The following is a 15905-nucleotide window of genomic DNA, read 5'->3' on the forward strand; positions in this document are numbered from 1 at the left end:
ATACCGTTTCAAGACCGTACGTCATTTTTTCAAAAAAGAACACGGCCAAAAACTTATCTCAGTTTTTCTCCTCATAGAACGTTCATTCCCGTGAGACCTCGCCTCTCAGTTCTCCTGATTTTCCTGCTGGGAAAACGAGAAAAACAGCGCAAACCCACCGATTTTTTTTCTGCGCAAAACGCATTGCACAAGATGGACGCAAAATGCGTCCACCATAAAAAATATACAGAGAGCAATTTTCATAGGAGCTTGCTATACATGAATTTTCCTCTCTCCCCCTGTATTTCGGACTTTTTGGCCACTGTGAAGTGCCTTGACTTTTTAGTTAACACTTCCTATAGGAAGCGCTCTAATAAATAGTATGCTAACTATTTATAGACTATCTATAGAAGAGAATATGGAGATAGGACACATGGAGAAAACAAAACGCTCTCTGCTGCTTCTTGGGCTTGCCCTCGTCATGGCAGCATTTCTGGCTGGCTGCACAGACAGTGAAGCCTCCAAAAGTGCACAAAAAACGCCACCGCCGCCGCTGGTCAAGGCCCAGACAATTACTCGAGCAGACGTTCCGCTCACCCTTGAGTACATTGGACAGGCCGCAGGTTCGCGCGAAGTTGAAGTTCGCGCTCGCGTTGGCGGCATTCTGCTCACCAGAAAATATGTAGAAGGAAGCCTTGTCAAAAAAGGCGACCTGCTCTTCACTCTTGATCCCGAGCCATTCCGGGCTGCCCTTGGTCAGGCCCGTGGTCAGCTCGCAAAGGCTGAGGCCGCTTTTTCCCAGCGCAAGCTGGATCGCGACAGGACTCTCAAACTTTACAAGGACGGCGTCGTCAGCACCCAGGAACGGGATCAGGCTCTGACCGCATACCGTACCGGTGAAGCCGACGTTCTGGCCGCAAAAGCCACGGTTCGCGAAGCTGAGATTAACCTCGGCTACACCGAAGTCCGCGCACCAATCACCGGCATCACCAGTCAGGAAACCCGCTCCGAGGGAAGCCTTGTGAGCACCGATGCTGCGGGAAGCCTGCTGACCACCATCACCCAGCTCAACCCGGTTTACGTCAACTTCTCCGTTCCCGGCACCGAAGCCATGCGCTTCCGCAAGCTTCAGGCTGAGGGCAAACTCTTTTTGCCCAAGGAATACGAAGTACATATCCGCCTGAGTGATGGTTCAAACTACAAACTCGCAGGCCACATCAACTTTGCTGACCAGCAGGTCGACCCGCTGACAGGCTCCATCCGCACCCGTGCGCAGTTCGACAACCCGGACAAGATTGTTCTTCCCGGCCAGTTTGTCCGCGTGCTGATGGATGGCTCCAAGTTCATCAACACGCTGGCCGTGCCCCAGCGCGCCGTGCTCTTCACCCAGTCCGGCCCGATTGTGTACGTGCTGGATGAAAAAAACACAGCCACCCCGCGCCCGGTTGTGCTTGGTGACAGTGTTGGAAAAGAATTTGTTGTGAACTCCGGCCTCGAAGATGGCGAACGCATCATTAGCGAAGGCGTCATCAAGGTCCGCCCCGGCACCGTTGTCAAAATTGCAGGTGAAACCTCCAATGCTCCGGAGGCCGGGAAGTGATTTCACGCTTTTTTATTGACCGTCCAATCTTTGCGACTGTCATCTCTATCCTGATTACGCTGGCAGGCCTGCTGGCAATCAGGGTACTGCCAGTTGCTCAGTATCCGGAACTTGTTCCGCCAGAAGTCAATGTCTCCACCGTGTACCCCGGCGCAAGTGCTGACGTTATCGCCAAAACGGTAGCAGCTCCACTTGAGCAGGAAATCAACGGCGTTGACAATATGCTCTACCTCCAGTCTTCCAGTTCTGGCAGTGGCGCGCTGAGCATGAGTATCACCTTTAAACTTGGCACGGACCCCGACCAGGCCACCATTAACGTCAACAACCGCGTTCAGGCAGCTCTGGCAGGTCTTCCTGCCGAAGTTCGCCAGCAGGGTGTGACCGTCAAAAAACGTTCACCCAGTATGCTCGAGGTTGTGAATATTGAGTCTGATGGCCGTTATGACTCCGTGTACATGGGCAACTACGCCCTGATTAACGTCCTTGACGACCTCAAGCGTGTTGAGGGTGTTGGTGATGCCATGATCTTTGGCGATCACGACTACTCCATGCGTGTCTGGATTCGTCCGGACAAGCTTGCCCAGCTCAAGCTGACGCCAAGCGACATCGCCAACGCCATTCGCGAGCAGAACGCCCAGTTCGCTGCTGGTGGTATTGGCCTTGAGCCTTTGGGTGACCCCGTGGAACTGACCTACACAGTCACCACACAGGGCCGACTCGCTGACGAAAATGAATTCGGCAACATCATCCTCCGCGCCAACCCCGACGGCACGATGCTGCGTCTTAAGGACGTCGCCCGTGTCGAGCTTGGTGCATACAGCTACAGCGTTGTCAGTAAACATAACGGCAATGATTCTATTGCCATTGGTGTTTACCTTGCTCCGGGCGCTAACGCCCTTGATACCGCAGACCGCGTGTCTGCCAAGATGGAAGAAATCAGCAAGCGCTTCCCGGATGGCATTGAGTACAAAATCCCGTTTGATACCACGGAATTCATTCGAATTTCGGTCAACGAGGTTGTGCACACGCTGTTCGAAGCAATGGCCCTTGTTTTTATCATCATCTTTATCTTCCTCCAGAACTGGCGCGCCACAGTCATTCCATGTCTTGCGGTCCCGGTATCCATTATTGGTACCTTCGCAGGCATGTATATTCTTGGCTTCTCGGTCAACACCCTGACCCTGTTTGGTCTGGTTCTGGCCATTGGTATCGTTGTTGACGATGCTATTGTTGTTATTGAGAACGTCGAACGTATCATGGAGACCGAGGGGCTGAATCCTCACGACGCGACAGTCAAGGCAATGGAAGAAGTAACCGGTCCGGTTATCGCCATTGTTCTGGTGCTCTGCTCGGTATTTATCCCAGTCGCATTCATGGGTGGTCTGGCTGGTGAAATGTACAAACAGTTTGCTGTTACCATCGCGGTTTCAGTTATTCTGTCTGGTATTGTCGCACTGACCCTGACCCCGGCACTCTGCTCCCTGCTCCTCAAGCAGGAACGCAAGGCCCCCATTGCACCACTTCGCTGGTTCAACAGCTTCTTTGACCGGATTACGGCCCGCTACACAGCAGGCGTTCGCTTCATCCTGAAACGCACAGCGCTTGGTGTTTCCATCTTTGCCCTGCTTTGCGGTGCAACGTGGATGCTCTTCCAGCACGTTCCCGGCTCTCTGGTTCCAGAAGAAGACCAAGGCTACATCATTTCGGCAGCATTCCTGCCGGATGGAGCTTCACTCTCCAGAACACAGGCCGTCACAGACAAGGTCTCCAAGATGATGCTGGATAACCCAGCCATTCAGGATACCATTGAAATCTCTGGCTTTGACCTCTTCTCTGGTTCTCCAAAAACAAACTCTTCAACAATCTTCCTGAACCTCACGGACTGGGACAAGCGTGACGAATCGCAGAGTTCCAATGCGGTTGTAGGAAATATCTTTGGCTACGGATACGGCTTTACCGACGCACTGGTAATGGCCTTTAACCCGCCGCCCATCAGTGGCATGTCCAACACGGGTGGTTTTGAAGGCTACGTCCAGAACCGCGCCGGTGATGATCCCCGTGAAATGGCACGCAAGGTTCAGGCCTTTGCTGCCGAAGCAAACAAGCGCCCAGAGCTGACTGCTGTTCGTACGACATTCAGTGCCAACGCTCCTCAGATTCACGTCGAGCTCGACCGCGAAAAGGCCAAAAGCCTTGGCGTTCCGGTCAACCGTGTCTTTGAGACCATGCAGTCCACCTTTGGCGCCTACTACGTGAACGACTTCAACAAACTGGGCCGTACCTTCCGCGTACAGCTCCAGTCCGAAGGCGAATACCGTAAGACTCCAGACGACCTGAAAAACGTCTACGTCCGTTCCGAGAACGGCAAAATGATTCCGCTGACCGCTCTGGTAAACATCCGTCAGGAAACAGGCCCAGACGTTCTGGAACGCTTCAACGTGTTCCCGGCCGCAAAGGTCATGGGTTCTCCGGCCCCCGGATACAGCTCTGGTCAGGCTCTCGAAGTCATGGAAGAGCTGGCCCACAAATACCTGCCAGAAAGCTATACGCTGTCATGGACGGGTTCGGCCTATCAGGAAAAAGCCACTGGCGGCACCTCCGCTCAGGTTCTGCTTCTGGCCCTGCTTATGGTCTTCCTGATTCTGGCTGCCCAGTATGAACGCTGGAGCCTGCCATTTGCAGTTATCATGGTGGTTCCCTTTGCACTCTTTGGCGCCATTTCTGCGAACTTCCTCAGAGGTTTGTCAAATGACGTCTACTTCCAGATTGCACTGGTCACCCTGATTGGTCTTTCGTGTAAAAACGCCATTCTTATCGTTGAGTTCGCAGCAATGATTCACCGCGAAGGCAAAGACATCATGCACGCCGCAGCAGAAGCCGCACGACTGCGCTTCCGCCCAATCGTCATGACCTCTCTGGCCTTCATTCTCGGTTGTATGCCTCTGGCCACAAGCCACGGTGCTGGTGCAGCCAGCAGACATTCCATCGGTACTGGTGTTATTGGCGGCATGCTGGCCGCAACATTCATTGCAACATTCTTTATTCCTGCGTTCTACATGACCGTTGCAAGCCTCACGGAGAAATCCCGAGGAATCAGCAAGAAGGTCAAAAACAGGCGTAAAGACGAACAATAAAAAACATCCGGGCAGAGCGGTGTTCTGCCCGGACTTTCTCTCGGAAAGGAGCGTTTATGGGCAAAGGGAAAGTAGAACCTTTAGAAGATGCGCCTTTAAATCTTGGCTATGCTGTCGCTGATGTTGCCAAGTCATGGCGCTCTCTGCTTGATGAAAAGATGAAACCACTCGGAATGAGTGGTGCCCGCTGGATAGCCCTTATCTGCCTGCACGACTTTGGCCCGACCTCGCAAAAAGAACTGGCCGAAGCCATTGGTGTTGAAGGCCCAACGCTTGTTCGCCTGCTGGACAGGCTGGAGCAGGACGGCTGGGTCAAGCGCAAGGTCTGCCCCACAGACCGCAGAGTCAAAATGATTGAGATTCAGGAAAAAGCGTACGCATTTCTGGACCAGTTCATCAATATTGCGCAGGGCATCAAGGACTGTATTACCAAAGATATTCCTAGCAAAGATCTGATGACGACCCTCTCTGTACTCATCACACTGAGAGACCGTCTGCACGAGCTGAACAGCACTTCGACATAAAAGAAATTTGGGAAAGAGACCGACACACCCCCACACCATTCCCTTTAGTCCCTCTTTCCCGCCGCCCTGCGGTGTTCAACCCCCACAATCCTTGGACATTGCAGGCGCTTTTTTAGCCCCGGAACTCCCGGGGCTTTTTTCTTGCCCTCCAAAGCCTTTTCGGTCCCGTCATGTTAGGCTATACATCCGGCCAGTAACCAGTATTCAGACAAACGGATTCATTTGATGCCAATACCCACAATTGTTGTTGCAGGCACGCACAGTGGCTGCGGAAAGACCACAGTCACCCTTGGGCTGCTTGCGGCGCTTGTCCGCCGAGGACTGACGGTACAGGCCTTTAAGTGCGGCCCAGACTTCATTGACCCCGGTCACCATGCCGCAGTCACAGGCCGCCCCAGCCACAACCTTGATGGCTGGATGATGGACCAGAAAAGCGTCAGGCACTGCTTTGAACGCGCCACACAGGATGCAGATATTGCGGTTGTTGAGGGCGTGATGGGGCTTTTTGATGGCCGAAGTGCCAGCGAAGATGACGGAAGCACCGCCCAGATTGCCAAATGGCTTGGCGCCTCCGTGCTGCTGGTCGTTGATGCCCGCTCTATGGCCCGCTCTGCGGCCGCCCTTGTGGCCGGATACACGGGCTTTGACCCACAGCTCAACTTTGCAGGCATTGCCCTGAACCGGGTTGGCAGCGACAACCACGCATCCATTCTCGAGGAAGCCATCCGCAAGGCTCCCGCACACCTTGCCCCCCTGCCACCGGTGCGGGGAGTGCTCCGCCGCAGCGAAGACCTGAGCCTTCCTTCCCGTCACCTTGGCCTGCACATGGCCGACGACAGCACCATGAGCGCCGACAGGCAGAATGCCCTTGCCGCATGGGTCGAAAAAGGCATGGACCTTGAGACGCTGCTTGCAGAACTTCCGCACTGCGGTGGTGAAACGCAGCAGGACAGCACACAGCCCAAGCGGACCGCAGCAGTTCGCATCGGCGTTGCACGGGACCGCGCTTTTTGCTTCTACTACCACGACAACCTGCGACTGCTCGAAGAGGCGGGAGCAGAGCTGGTGCCCTTTTCTCCTCTCACGGACAGCGCGCTGCCCGAAAATATCCACGGCCTTTACCTTGGCGGCGGCTACCCGGAACTCTTTGCCCCAGAGCTTGAAAAGAACCAGTCCATTCGTCAGGCCATCGCTCAATTTTCCCATGCAGATGGACCCATTTATGCTGAATGCGGGGGATTTATGCTCACCATGCAGGGCATTTGTGACGCCGAGGGACAGCGTTCCGAGATGACCGGAATTTTCCCTTTTGAGGCCACAATGGAAAAGCGTTTCCGTGCGCTTGGCTACCGGGGTATCCGTACCCGGCAGGACAGCCCCATTGGTCCGGCAGGCACCACTGCCAGAGGCCATGAATTTCATTATTCAGCCCCCCGGCTCAAAGAGGGCACGCACGGCATCTATGAAGTCAGTGACCGCAAGGGTCCCCGCTCTGGAGAAGAGGGCTTTGTGGTCCGCAACACCCTTGCCTCGTACATCCACCTGCACTTTGCGTCGAACCCGGAATGCGCAGCCGCTTTTGTGCGCTGCTGCTCGAACTGGAAAGCTGCGCAGGAGAACAAGGACTCTGTTCATGGCTAAGAAAAAAAAACTGCGTGAGGGCTACACCACCGGAAGCTCGGCCACGGCCGCAGCAATGGCGGCCCTGCATTTTCTCATGACCAACGACACGCTTACGGCCATAGAGATTCCCACCCCACGCGCAGGCAGAATCACCATTCCCATCCACTGGGTGCGGCCAGAAGGAAAGCTTTCGGCCCGGGCCTGCGTTATCAAAGACGGCGGAGATGACCCCGACGCAACGCACAAGGCAGAAATCCACGCGGTGGTTGAGCTGCTCCCGGCGCAGGAAGATGAAATTTCTCTGAAAGGCGGTCAGGGCGTTGGGCGCGTGACCCTGCCCGGGCTTCCCGTCCCCCCCGGTGACCCAGCCATTAACCCGGCACCTCGTGAACAGCTGCGGGAAGGACTCAAAGAAGTCCTCAGCGTCCACCAGACCCACGTTGGACTCTCTGTCACGGTTGAGGTTCCCGAAGGCGAAGAAATCGCCAAACATACCATGAACCCCCGCCTTGGGATTGTCGGTGGTATTTCCATCCTTGGCACCAGAGGAACAGTCAAACCCTTTAGCCACGAGTCCTACGAGGCAAGCATTGCCGAAGGTCTGAACGTGGCCAAACATCAGGGGCACACCACTGTCGCCCTGAGCACTGGAGGCCGTACTGAGCGTCTGCTTCTTAAGGACCGCCCAGATATTCCGGAACTCGCCAGCGTCCAGATCGCAGATTTCTATTCCTTTGCGCTCAGGTCAGCGGCCGAACACGGTTTTACAGAGATTGTCGTGGGCTGCTTTTTTGGTAAGCTGGTCAAAATGGCGCAAGGCTTCCCCTACACGCACGCCAAAGACAACCGCATTGATTTTTCCCTGCTGGCAGACTGGTGCGCAGAGCACGGCATCCCGGAAAAGCTCCACGCCGAACTCAAGGCGGCCAACACTGCCCGCCATGCCCTGGAGCTGCTCCACGGCCAGCCAGCACTGCCCAAAATTCTAGCCAGCATCACCCGCCGGGCACTCAGCGTTGCCCAGGACTTTGCAGGACCGGGCGTTTCCCTGTCCTATCGGGTTTATGACTTTGACGGCACCCTGCTTTGTGCCCTTTCTGCGGAGGACAACGCATGAACAGCATCCACCTAGTCGGGCTTGGACAGAACCCTGCCAGCCTTTCCAGCGAAGCACAGGACATTGTGCACCACGCGCAGGTACTCTGCTCCGGCAGACTGCTTCTGGACGACCTCTACAGCGAGCATCCAGCAGAAAAAATCGCCATTACTGCGCCACTGGAAAAAGTCTATGAACAGCTGGAAGACGCGCTGCACCAAAACAAAACCGTGGTGGTTCTTGCTGACGGCGACCCGCTGTTCTACAGCATTGGTGCCCCGCTCATAGAACGCTTTGGCCCAGATATGGTGCAGATCTACCCCGGTATTTCCTCGCTCCAGCGCGCGGCAGCGCAGCTTCGCATCCCGTGGCAGGGCATTCCCTGTGTCTCCCTGCACGGCCGTGACGACTACAGCCCACTCTTTTCCCGCCTGCGCAACGAAAAATACGTTGCAGTGCTCACGGACAAACACAACATTCCATCGGCCATTGCCCACCGCATTGCAGAAAAGTGCCCGGACATGCACGAAATGTGGGTGCTGGAAGACCTTGGCGGCCCACAGGAAAACGTTTCACACCACAGCCTTGAGCAGGCCAGCCAGACAAGTTTCCATGCCAAAAACATCGTCATCATCGAAAAGGTCAAAGAGCCAGAAGTCCAGCTGACTGTTGGCACCCCAGACGAGAGCTTTGTGCATGAAAAAGGGCTGATTACCAAGTCCCCCATTCGCGCCGCCGGTCTTGGAGCACTTCAGCTGAGGCCGGGGCAGGTCATGTGGGACCTTGGCGCGGGCTGCGGCTCTGTTGGCCTTGAAGCCTCGCTTCTGCTTGGCGCGGGGCGCGTCTACGCCATAGAAAAGAATGCCCGGCGCATTCCCATGATTCGAGACAACATCCGGCGCATGGGTGCGTTCTCTGTTGAGCTGACGCACGGCACTGCCCCGGATGGGCTGGACGAACTTCCAGATCCTGACCGTATTTTCATGGGTGGTGGTCTTGGTGGTGATAATGGCGAACTCATGGACTGCGTGACATCACGACTCAGACCCGGTGGCCGCCTTGTCATCCATACGATTTTGCTCGACTCACTGCATCAGGGCAGAAAATACTGTGAAGAACTGGGCTGGGAATGCTCCATCACCATGATGCAGGCCTCGGAATCGTCCCCTCTTGCAGGAGATTTGCGTCTCGTTGGACTCAATCCAGTGTTCATTTTCTCTGCGCAGAAGCCACACAGCAGATAACTGTTTGTCTCCTGTGGACATAAAGTATACAAGAAGACTCCACATGGCACAGGGCAAAACGCCACAAGCGCGCCCTGTGCTGTTTTTTCAGTGACATAGCGGAAAGGACGACCAAAACCATGACGTTTTCCAGACTCGCTGATGCCGTGCTCAACGGAGCGGACATCACGGATAAAGATATTCTAATGATTGCTCACGCAAAGGGCGATAGTGTGGAAGAGCTGTGTGCTCAGGCCAGCCGCATTCGGGAGCATTTCTTTGGAAAAACAGTCAGCCTCTGTTCCATTATCAACGCCAAAAGCGGAACATGCTCCGAAGACTGTGCATTCTGTGCCCAGTCCGGGCATTACCAGACCAGCAGCCCCAAGTATGCCTTTCTTGATGAAGAGCAGATTCTGACCGCCGCCAAAGCCATGAAAGAGGCCGGTGCTGCCCGCTTTGCCGTTGTCACCAGCGGCAAGGGACTCACTGACGCCGACTTTGCCAAACTCCTCTCCGTCATTGGAAAAATCCGCGCGATGGGCCTTTTGGCCGATGCCAGTGTAGGGCTTTTGACCCCAGAACGCGTCAGCGCCCTCAAGGATGCCGGTCTTTGCGCCTATCACCATAACCTTGAGACATCCCGAAGCTTTTTCCCGCAGATCTGCACCACGCACAGCTACGACGACGATGTGAACACTGTTCGCGCAGCAGTCGACGCGGGTCTCTACGTGTGCAGCGGCGGACTCTTTGGTCTTGGCGAAAGCTGGGAACAGCGCGCGGAACTGGCCCGCACCCTTGCGGAACTCAAGGTTCAGTCCGTGCCCGTCAACTTCCTCAGCCCCATTCCCGGCACCCCCATGCAAACGCGCCCCATCATGAGCGCGGAAGAAGCCTGCAAAATCATTGCCCTGCTTCGCTTCATGCTCCCAGAAAAACACATCCGCATTTGCGGCGGCCGCCCTGCCGTCTTTGGCAAGGACCGGGTACGCCCCCTGCTCTGTGGTGCCAGCGGTCTCATGATCGGTGACTACCTCACAACAAAAGGCAATGAGACAGATGCGGACCTCAAAGATATTCTTGCTCTTGGCCTGAGTCCGGAACAGGCATGAGCACGCCCGCTGGTCTCGAAAGTCTGGAACAGCTGCACCGCCTGATATGGTCTGCCATATTTGCGGCGTGCATTGCTGTTGGAGCTGTGCTTCATTATCAGCAGTTTCCCATCCCGCTGACCCTGCAAAGCTTCTTTGTAATGCTTGCGGGCTTTTCTCTTGGCGCAGCCCCAGCCCTGACCAGCGTTGGCTTCTATCTCTTTAGCGGTGCCCTTGGCCTCGCAGTCTTCACCATGGCTCCCGCAGGCTCTGCCTGCCTTTCCGGCCCCACTGGCGGCTACCTTGTGGGCCTTTTGCCGCTGGCCCTGATGTGCGGCCTTGCCGCCCGCCACCACCACGGCCCAGAATGGACCCTTGGCCTTTTTTATGGCCTGCTCGGACTCATCGCCATGCACAGCATTGGCGCATGGCAGTTTGCCCGCATGGAAGGCTACAGCTATCTTGGCCTGATTCGCCAGCTTCTCCTGCCGTATCTCTTTCCGGAGCTATGCAAACTCGTTGCCGCCCTGTGTGTCTCGCAAGCCATGCACCAGCTTGGCTTTTTTCGCGTGGCAACCTCCCGCGAGCCAGAAGACTGGCACCAGAGCTTTGTTTTCATCCACAAAAAAGGCCAGAGCAAATAGCTCTGGCCTCGTTTTTCTGCGTCGCAAAGACACAGGACGTGCAGTCTCTGGAACGTCTTTATTTCTTTTTTGTCTCATCCCAGAGTGCATTCATCTCATCAAGCGACAGCTCGGTGATGTCCTGCCCCTTTTCCCGCGCCACATCTTCAATGTGATTGAAGCGACGGAGGAATTTTACGTTGGCGTCACCAAGTGCCATGCTGGCCTTGAGACCTCTGCGACGACCGTACTCAACAAGTGAGAACAGGTAATCGCCAAATTCTTCCTGCATCTTTTCCTCATCGCCAGAGGCTTCTGCCTCTTTCCACTCCTGCCATTCACTTTGCAGATGTGCTTCCTGAGCATCGTCACTGTCCCAGGTAAAGCCCGCACGAGCAGCCTTGGAATTGATGCGATACGCCTTGAGCATCGGGGGAAGGCCCTTTGGCAGCGAGGCAAAAACCCGCTTGGGGGCTTCGCCATCTTCGCTTCGCTCTGCGCGCTTGATCTTTTCCCAGTTGGACAGCAGCTCATCTTCGGAATTGAGATGCAGATCACCAAAAACGTGAGGATGGCGGCGAACCATTTTCGCAGCAGCGTATTTCAGGCTGTCTGCCAAGGAAAAATGTTCTGCCTGACTGTACTTCTTGGCAACAAACTGGAGTAGAAAAGCCACGTCTCCAAGCTCTTCCATGACTTCGGAGCGGCTCTCCTCAGTAGAATGCTCAGGAGCATCGGCCCGAATGGCTTCCACCAGTTCAAAAGCCTCTTCCAGAATGTAATCCGTCATGGTCCACGGAGTCTGCTCAATATCCCACGGGCAACCGCCCTCACCAAGCAGAGCGTCTGTAACGCGGTCCAGTTCTTTCAGTGCATCGGCGCTTGCCTCTGCACCTCCCTGTTCATTCGTGCTGTTAGCCATTCCCATCCTCTCTGGCCTTGTCTAAAAAGGCCTTCACGTTTGCGAACCATTTTTTGCTGCGTTCGCTGAGACTGTTTTTTGCGTCTCCAAACTCCGAACGCGCATCAAAATTTTGTGCTTCTTCCTGAAGCTCCCGCGCTTCGTCCTTGGTCCCGTTCAAAAAATCCTCCAGCGCAGCCTTTCGCTGCTCATCAAGACGTATCTGGAGGTCTGTCGGGTCAAAATTCCGCATCCGGTCCGGCGTAAAATATTGCAGGGCCTCAACGCCCGGCTCAAGGTATGGCGCAATTTTGGAATCCTGAAGCCCCTTGTAATCGGGCAGGTAGGAGTTGATACCCACCAAAATAACGCAGCAGAACACGCCAGCCTTAAACAGCCCAGCCAGTCCACCACCGGGGATATCCAAAAGCGGCACAGGGCGAATCCGAAAGACCTTCACCACGAGCCACGCCAAAATGCCAACACCAATCACCGCACCAACAAAAACTGACAGGTAAGACAAAAACGACAGAATTCCAGGACTCTTTATCCACTGGGAAAAATACGGAACCAGTGCCTCGCCATGCGCATTGGCCAGCCAGTATGCAAACAAAAGTCCCAGCATAGACAGGACTTCTCGCATAAAGCCGCGAAATACTCCGCGGATAACATAATACACGCCAATAACGGCAAAAACGATGTCCAGTGCATTGAACATAAGACGTTTTCTCCTGCCAGAGGGGCCAAAACAGCCCGATGACGGACTTTTGTGTTCCAAGACAAAGCACGCTTGCGGCCCAATGCCGCAACTGCTCTCATTCTCGTATCAGAAGCCCTAAAAAAGGTGAATAGTACAAGCCTGCACCAGCCTCGGGCAATGCAGCCCGTTTCTGCATATTTCCAGTTTTGCCACGCACTGCGCCACATGTTGAATTCCATAAAAAATGGTATACAAACCAGAACCAGCTTTTCCCTCATCTTTCAGAAAAAGGAGACACCATGCACGCCATGTTTCGCATATTCGCAGCGCTCTTTGCTGTCGCCCTGCTCGCAGCTCCAGCCCGTGCCGAGCTGAACGTCGCAGTCAGCATTCTTCCACAGCAGCAGTTTGTGGAGGAAATAGCCGGTATTCACGCCAAGGTCACAGTTATGGTCCCCCCCGGTGCGGACCCGCATCATTATGAACCAAAGCCCAGCCAAATGGCACAGCTCAGCACGGCCCAACTCTATTTCGCCATTGGCGTTCCCTTTGAAAAAGCATGGCTTCCGCGCTTTCATGATGCAGCCAAAAACCTCACGATCGTGGACGTGAGTGCAGGCATACACAAGCTGCCCATCGAAGGACATCATCACCATGTCGAAGGGCATCACACCGCCCACGAGGGACACCATGAAACGCTTGACCCGCATGTCTGGCTTTCCCCAAAAAATGTTCGCATCATTGCCCAGAACATTCTTGAAGCCCTGAGCAAGGCAGATCCAGCCAATGCAGAACGCTATCACAAAAACTTCACGCTTTTCTGCAAAAAAATTGATGCGCTCGACGCTGAATTCACCGAACTCTTTGCTGAAATTCCAGAAAAAAAACGAGCATTCATGGTTTTCCACCCCTCATGGGGATACTTTGCAAATGCCTATGGTCTGACTCAGATTCCCGTTGAGCAGCAGGGGCGCGAGCCTTCACCAAAAGATCTTGCCCGCCTGATTCGTCTTGCCAAAGAGCACGGCATCAAGGTTGTTTTTGTGCAGCCACAGTTTGCCCAGCGAAGTGCCGCAGCCATTGCCTCCGGCATTGACGGCAAGGTCGTCCCCGCTGACCCGCTTGCCCGCGACTGGTTCGCCAACATGCAAACCGTGGGGCGCGCCTTTCACAAGGCCCTGCGCTAGGCTTGCGTTTTTGCCCCGGTCTTTGCACACTGCGTGCTTTGCCGGGGCACTCCCCCACGCATTGCCGCAAAACACCTTCACAAGAGAGATCGCATGAGTTCTTCGCCATATCTGCAAATCAGGGACCTGACCCGGACTTATGAAATGTCTTCCGGTTTGCTCGGTCTCAACCGCTCCGCTGTTCACGCCCTCAATGGTATCTCCCTCGACATCATGCGTGGCGAGACTCTCGGTCTTGTTGGAGAATCTGGCTGTGGCAAATCCACTCTTGCCCGGCTCCTCATGCGGCTCGAAGCGCCAAGCTCTGGCAATATTTATCTTGAAGGACAAAGTCTTTGGTCACAGGACCCACGTTTCATAGATGCTCTGCCGCACAAAATTCAGATGATTTTTCAGGACCCCTTCTCTTCTCTGAATCCGCGCCGTCGCGTTCAGAGTACCATTGCGGAAGCGCTCACCGTTCAGGGCATGCCTCGCGCGGAGCGTGCCGAAAGGGTTCAAAAGCTTCTCGCTCTGGTTGGGCTACGTCCAGAGCATGCCACACGGTATCCGCACGAATTTTCGGGCGGCCAGCGCCAGCGCATTGCCATTGCCCGCGCTCTCGCTCCTCGTCCTGCCTGCATTATTTGTGATGAAGCCGTTTCGGCCCTCGACGTTTCCATTCAGGCACAGGTTATCAACCTGCTTCGCGATCTTCAGGAACGTCTAGGATTAACCTATGTTTTTATTTCTCACGATCTCGCGGTTATTCGCGCCATGAGTACCCGCATTGCCGTCATGTATTTTGGACAGCTTATGGAGTTATCTCCCGCGCAAGAGCTATACGACAGGCCCCTTCATCCCTACACGCAGGCACTTCTCAAAGCGATTCCCATCCCGGACCCAAAAGCGAATCGTTTTGCTCTGCATCTTGGTGGAGAATTACCCAGCCCCTTTTTACTCCCCTCAGGGTGTCCCTTTCATCCGCGTTGCCCCAAGGCTCTTCCCATTTGCAAAGAAGAGCATCCCGGCTGGAAAGAAATTTCTCCAGGTCACAGTGTATCCTGTCATTTGTATTAGAGAATACTTTCCGTGGAATCAGCGTCAGTCCAAAGGCCCCGAAGGGGCCTTTTTTATTTTTTTCTTTTTCGCGCGCTTTTTTTACTTTTTTCCTCACCCTTCTTTCCATTTCCCCGGTTCACAGGGCTTGACGGAATTGCCCCTGGTGCCTACTTTGTGAAACCTTGCACAACGTAATCCCTGACTAGAATGGAGGCAAAGATGGCCAGCGAACTTATACATGCAGCAGCCGATGTTTCTAACGTCATGAAATTCGAAAACTGGCTGCGTTTTTATTTCTGCTCCGGCGAAGAAGGCGAAGCCGTCAAGATTTCCATTCCCAAGGAAACCCTTGAGGACATCACCGCCAAGTATCCCGACATGGTGAACCTCGCAGAGCATTATGACGGCGCCCTTATCGACTATCAGCGCTCCTGCGCCGAGGTCTGCGCAACCGTCGCAAGCGCCTATGACGGGACCAAGTACCCCTCCGGACTCGTCCAGAAAGCCTTTGACTCCAAAGAACTCAAGCTCGAAATGTACATCTTCGGACTCTGGATGCATGCCCACGAAGAAATGCTCGACGAAGAAACCATGAGCTTTGAGCAGTGGCTCGACCACTTCAACGCCTGGAAAAACTCCGACGAAGTAAAAGACTATCTCACGCGACTCACTGACGTCGATTCTACTCAGCCTCAATAAATCGGGGGTACGAGACTCCGTCTCGTGCCCTGCAAGGGGCGCTGCCCCTTGACCCCGCCCAAGGACGAGGCCCTTGGGAATCCCGCTATCGCCCAAAATTTAAGGGCCGGATGTGTGAAAGCCGTTGGCTTTCCCGTACATCCGGCCCTTAAATTTTGGCCTAGTGGGCGTTTCCCTAACGCGTGTTCTTCTGCCTTTTCCAAACCGCACTTATTTTCTTCTTGAACGCAAGCGTTCAAAAAGAAAATGGTGGCGAACTCGCAGAAGAGAAAGAAGCTCTTTACGCCATTCTCACCCAAGTTTGAATTTCATTCACGCGAAGCGTGGATGGAATTCAAACTCGATGAGGATACGTAAGGGAATCATTCCCTTACGCGGGGGTTTGGGGGCAGGCCCCCAACTTTCCCCCACCCACCCATCCAGCGCTAACGCGCTGGTGCTGGCCCCCAATCTTTCCACCTACCCATCCAGCCCTCACCCAACC

Annotated in this window: 13 protein-coding genes; 11 read left to right on the forward strand and 2 right to left on the reverse strand. The window is 54.6% G+C overall.

Annotated features, from left to right (window positions below):
• The first annotated feature begins 412 nt into the window (after nucleotides 1-412).
• From B5D23_RS10140 to B5D23_RS10175, 8 genes are all read left to right on the forward strand, one after another.
• Nucleotides 413-1579, forward strand: a complete 1167-nt coding sequence (locus tag B5D23_RS10140) for an efflux RND transporter periplasmic adaptor subunit (RefSeq protein ID WP_078685323.1) — start codon at nucleotides 413-415, stop codon at nucleotides 1577-1579.
• Nucleotides 1576-4713 (forward strand): efflux RND transporter permease subunit, encoded by a 3138-nt coding sequence (locus B5D23_RS10145; protein ID WP_078685324.1) that lies wholly within the window; start codon nucleotides 1576-1578, stop codon nucleotides 4711-4713. The genes B5D23_RS10140 and B5D23_RS10145 overlap by 4 nt, the downstream gene beginning before the upstream one ends.
• A 56-nt stretch (nucleotides 4714-4769) precedes the next feature.
• Nucleotides 4770-5237, forward strand: coding sequence for a MarR family winged helix-turn-helix transcriptional regulator (locus tag B5D23_RS10150; RefSeq protein WP_078685325.1), 468 nt, complete (start codon nucleotides 4770-4772; stop codon nucleotides 5235-5237).
• A gap of 225 nt (nucleotides 5238-5462) precedes the next feature.
• A complete protein-coding gene (locus B5D23_RS10155; RefSeq protein WP_078685326.1) occupies nucleotides 5463-6878 on the forward strand; it encodes a cobyrinic acid a,c-diamide synthase CobB in 1416 nt (471 codons plus the stop codon).
• Entirely contained in the window at nucleotides 6871-7977 is a 1107-nt protein-coding gene (locus B5D23_RS10160) for a cobalt-precorrin-5B (C(1))-methyltransferase (protein WP_078685327.1), read from the forward strand. The genes B5D23_RS10155 and B5D23_RS10160 overlap by 8 nt, the downstream gene beginning before the upstream one ends.
• On the forward strand, nucleotides 7974-9200 hold the full coding sequence (gene cbiE / locus B5D23_RS10165) for a precorrin-6y C5,15-methyltransferase (decarboxylating) subunit CbiE (RefSeq protein ID WP_078685328.1): 1227 nt from the start codon (nucleotides 7974-7976) through the stop codon (nucleotides 9198-9200). The genes B5D23_RS10160 and cbiE overlap by 4 nt, the downstream gene beginning before the upstream one ends.
• A 119-nt stretch (nucleotides 9201-9319) precedes the next feature.
• Nucleotides 9320-10291 (forward strand): biotin synthase BioB, encoded by a 972-nt coding sequence (gene bioB, locus B5D23_RS10170; RefSeq protein ID WP_078685329.1) that lies wholly within the window; start codon nucleotides 9320-9322, stop codon nucleotides 10289-10291.
• The gene (locus B5D23_RS10175; protein WP_078685330.1) at nucleotides 10288-10914 is read left to right on the forward strand and encodes a biotin transporter BioY; all 627 of its coding nucleotides are present in this window, start codon (nucleotides 10288-10290) and stop codon (nucleotides 10912-10914) included. The genes bioB and B5D23_RS10175 overlap by 4 nt, the downstream gene beginning before the upstream one ends.
• Nucleotides 10915-10972: 58 nt before the next feature.
• On the opposite strand, the gene mazG is transcribed toward B5D23_RS10175, so the two are convergent.
• Both mazG and B5D23_RS10185 read right to left on the reverse strand, forming a co-directional pair.
• Nucleotides 10973-11815, reverse strand: coding sequence for a nucleoside triphosphate pyrophosphohydrolase (gene mazG / locus B5D23_RS10180; RefSeq protein WP_078685331.1), 843 nt, complete (start codon nucleotides 11813-11815; stop codon nucleotides 10973-10975).
• On the reverse strand, nucleotides 11808-12512 hold the full coding sequence (locus B5D23_RS10185) for a CvpA family protein (RefSeq protein WP_078685333.1): 705 nt from the start codon (nucleotides 12510-12512) through the stop codon (nucleotides 11808-11810). Before B5D23_RS10185 ends, mazG begins: the two co-directional genes overlap by 8 nt.
• 281 nt (nucleotides 12513-12793) lie before the next feature.
• Between B5D23_RS10185 and B5D23_RS10190 the strand changes: the two genes are divergently transcribed.
• From B5D23_RS10190 to B5D23_RS10200, 3 genes are all read left to right on the forward strand, one after another.
• Nucleotides 12794-13681 (forward strand): metal ABC transporter solute-binding protein, Zn/Mn family, encoded by an 888-nt coding sequence (locus tag B5D23_RS10190; protein ID WP_078685334.1) that lies wholly within the window; start codon nucleotides 12794-12796, stop codon nucleotides 13679-13681.
• A gap of 93 nt (nucleotides 13682-13774) precedes the next feature.
• Nucleotides 13775-14740 (forward strand): ABC transporter ATP-binding protein, encoded by a 966-nt coding sequence (locus tag B5D23_RS10195; RefSeq protein ID WP_078685335.1) that lies wholly within the window; start codon nucleotides 13775-13777, stop codon nucleotides 14738-14740.
• Between the two features lie 201 nt (nucleotides 14741-14941).
• On the forward strand, nucleotides 14942-15421 hold the full coding sequence (locus tag B5D23_RS10200; RefSeq protein ID WP_078685336.1) for a hypothetical protein: 480 nt from the start codon (nucleotides 14942-14944) through the stop codon (nucleotides 15419-15421).
• Nucleotides 15422-15905: the final 484 nt, after the last annotated feature.

Source organism: Desulfobaculum bizertense DSM 18034, from assembly GCF_900167065.1.
In the GTDB taxonomy this organism is placed as follows: domain Bacteria; phylum Desulfobacterota; class Desulfovibrionia; order Desulfovibrionales; family Desulfovibrionaceae; genus Desulfobaculum; species Desulfobaculum bizertense.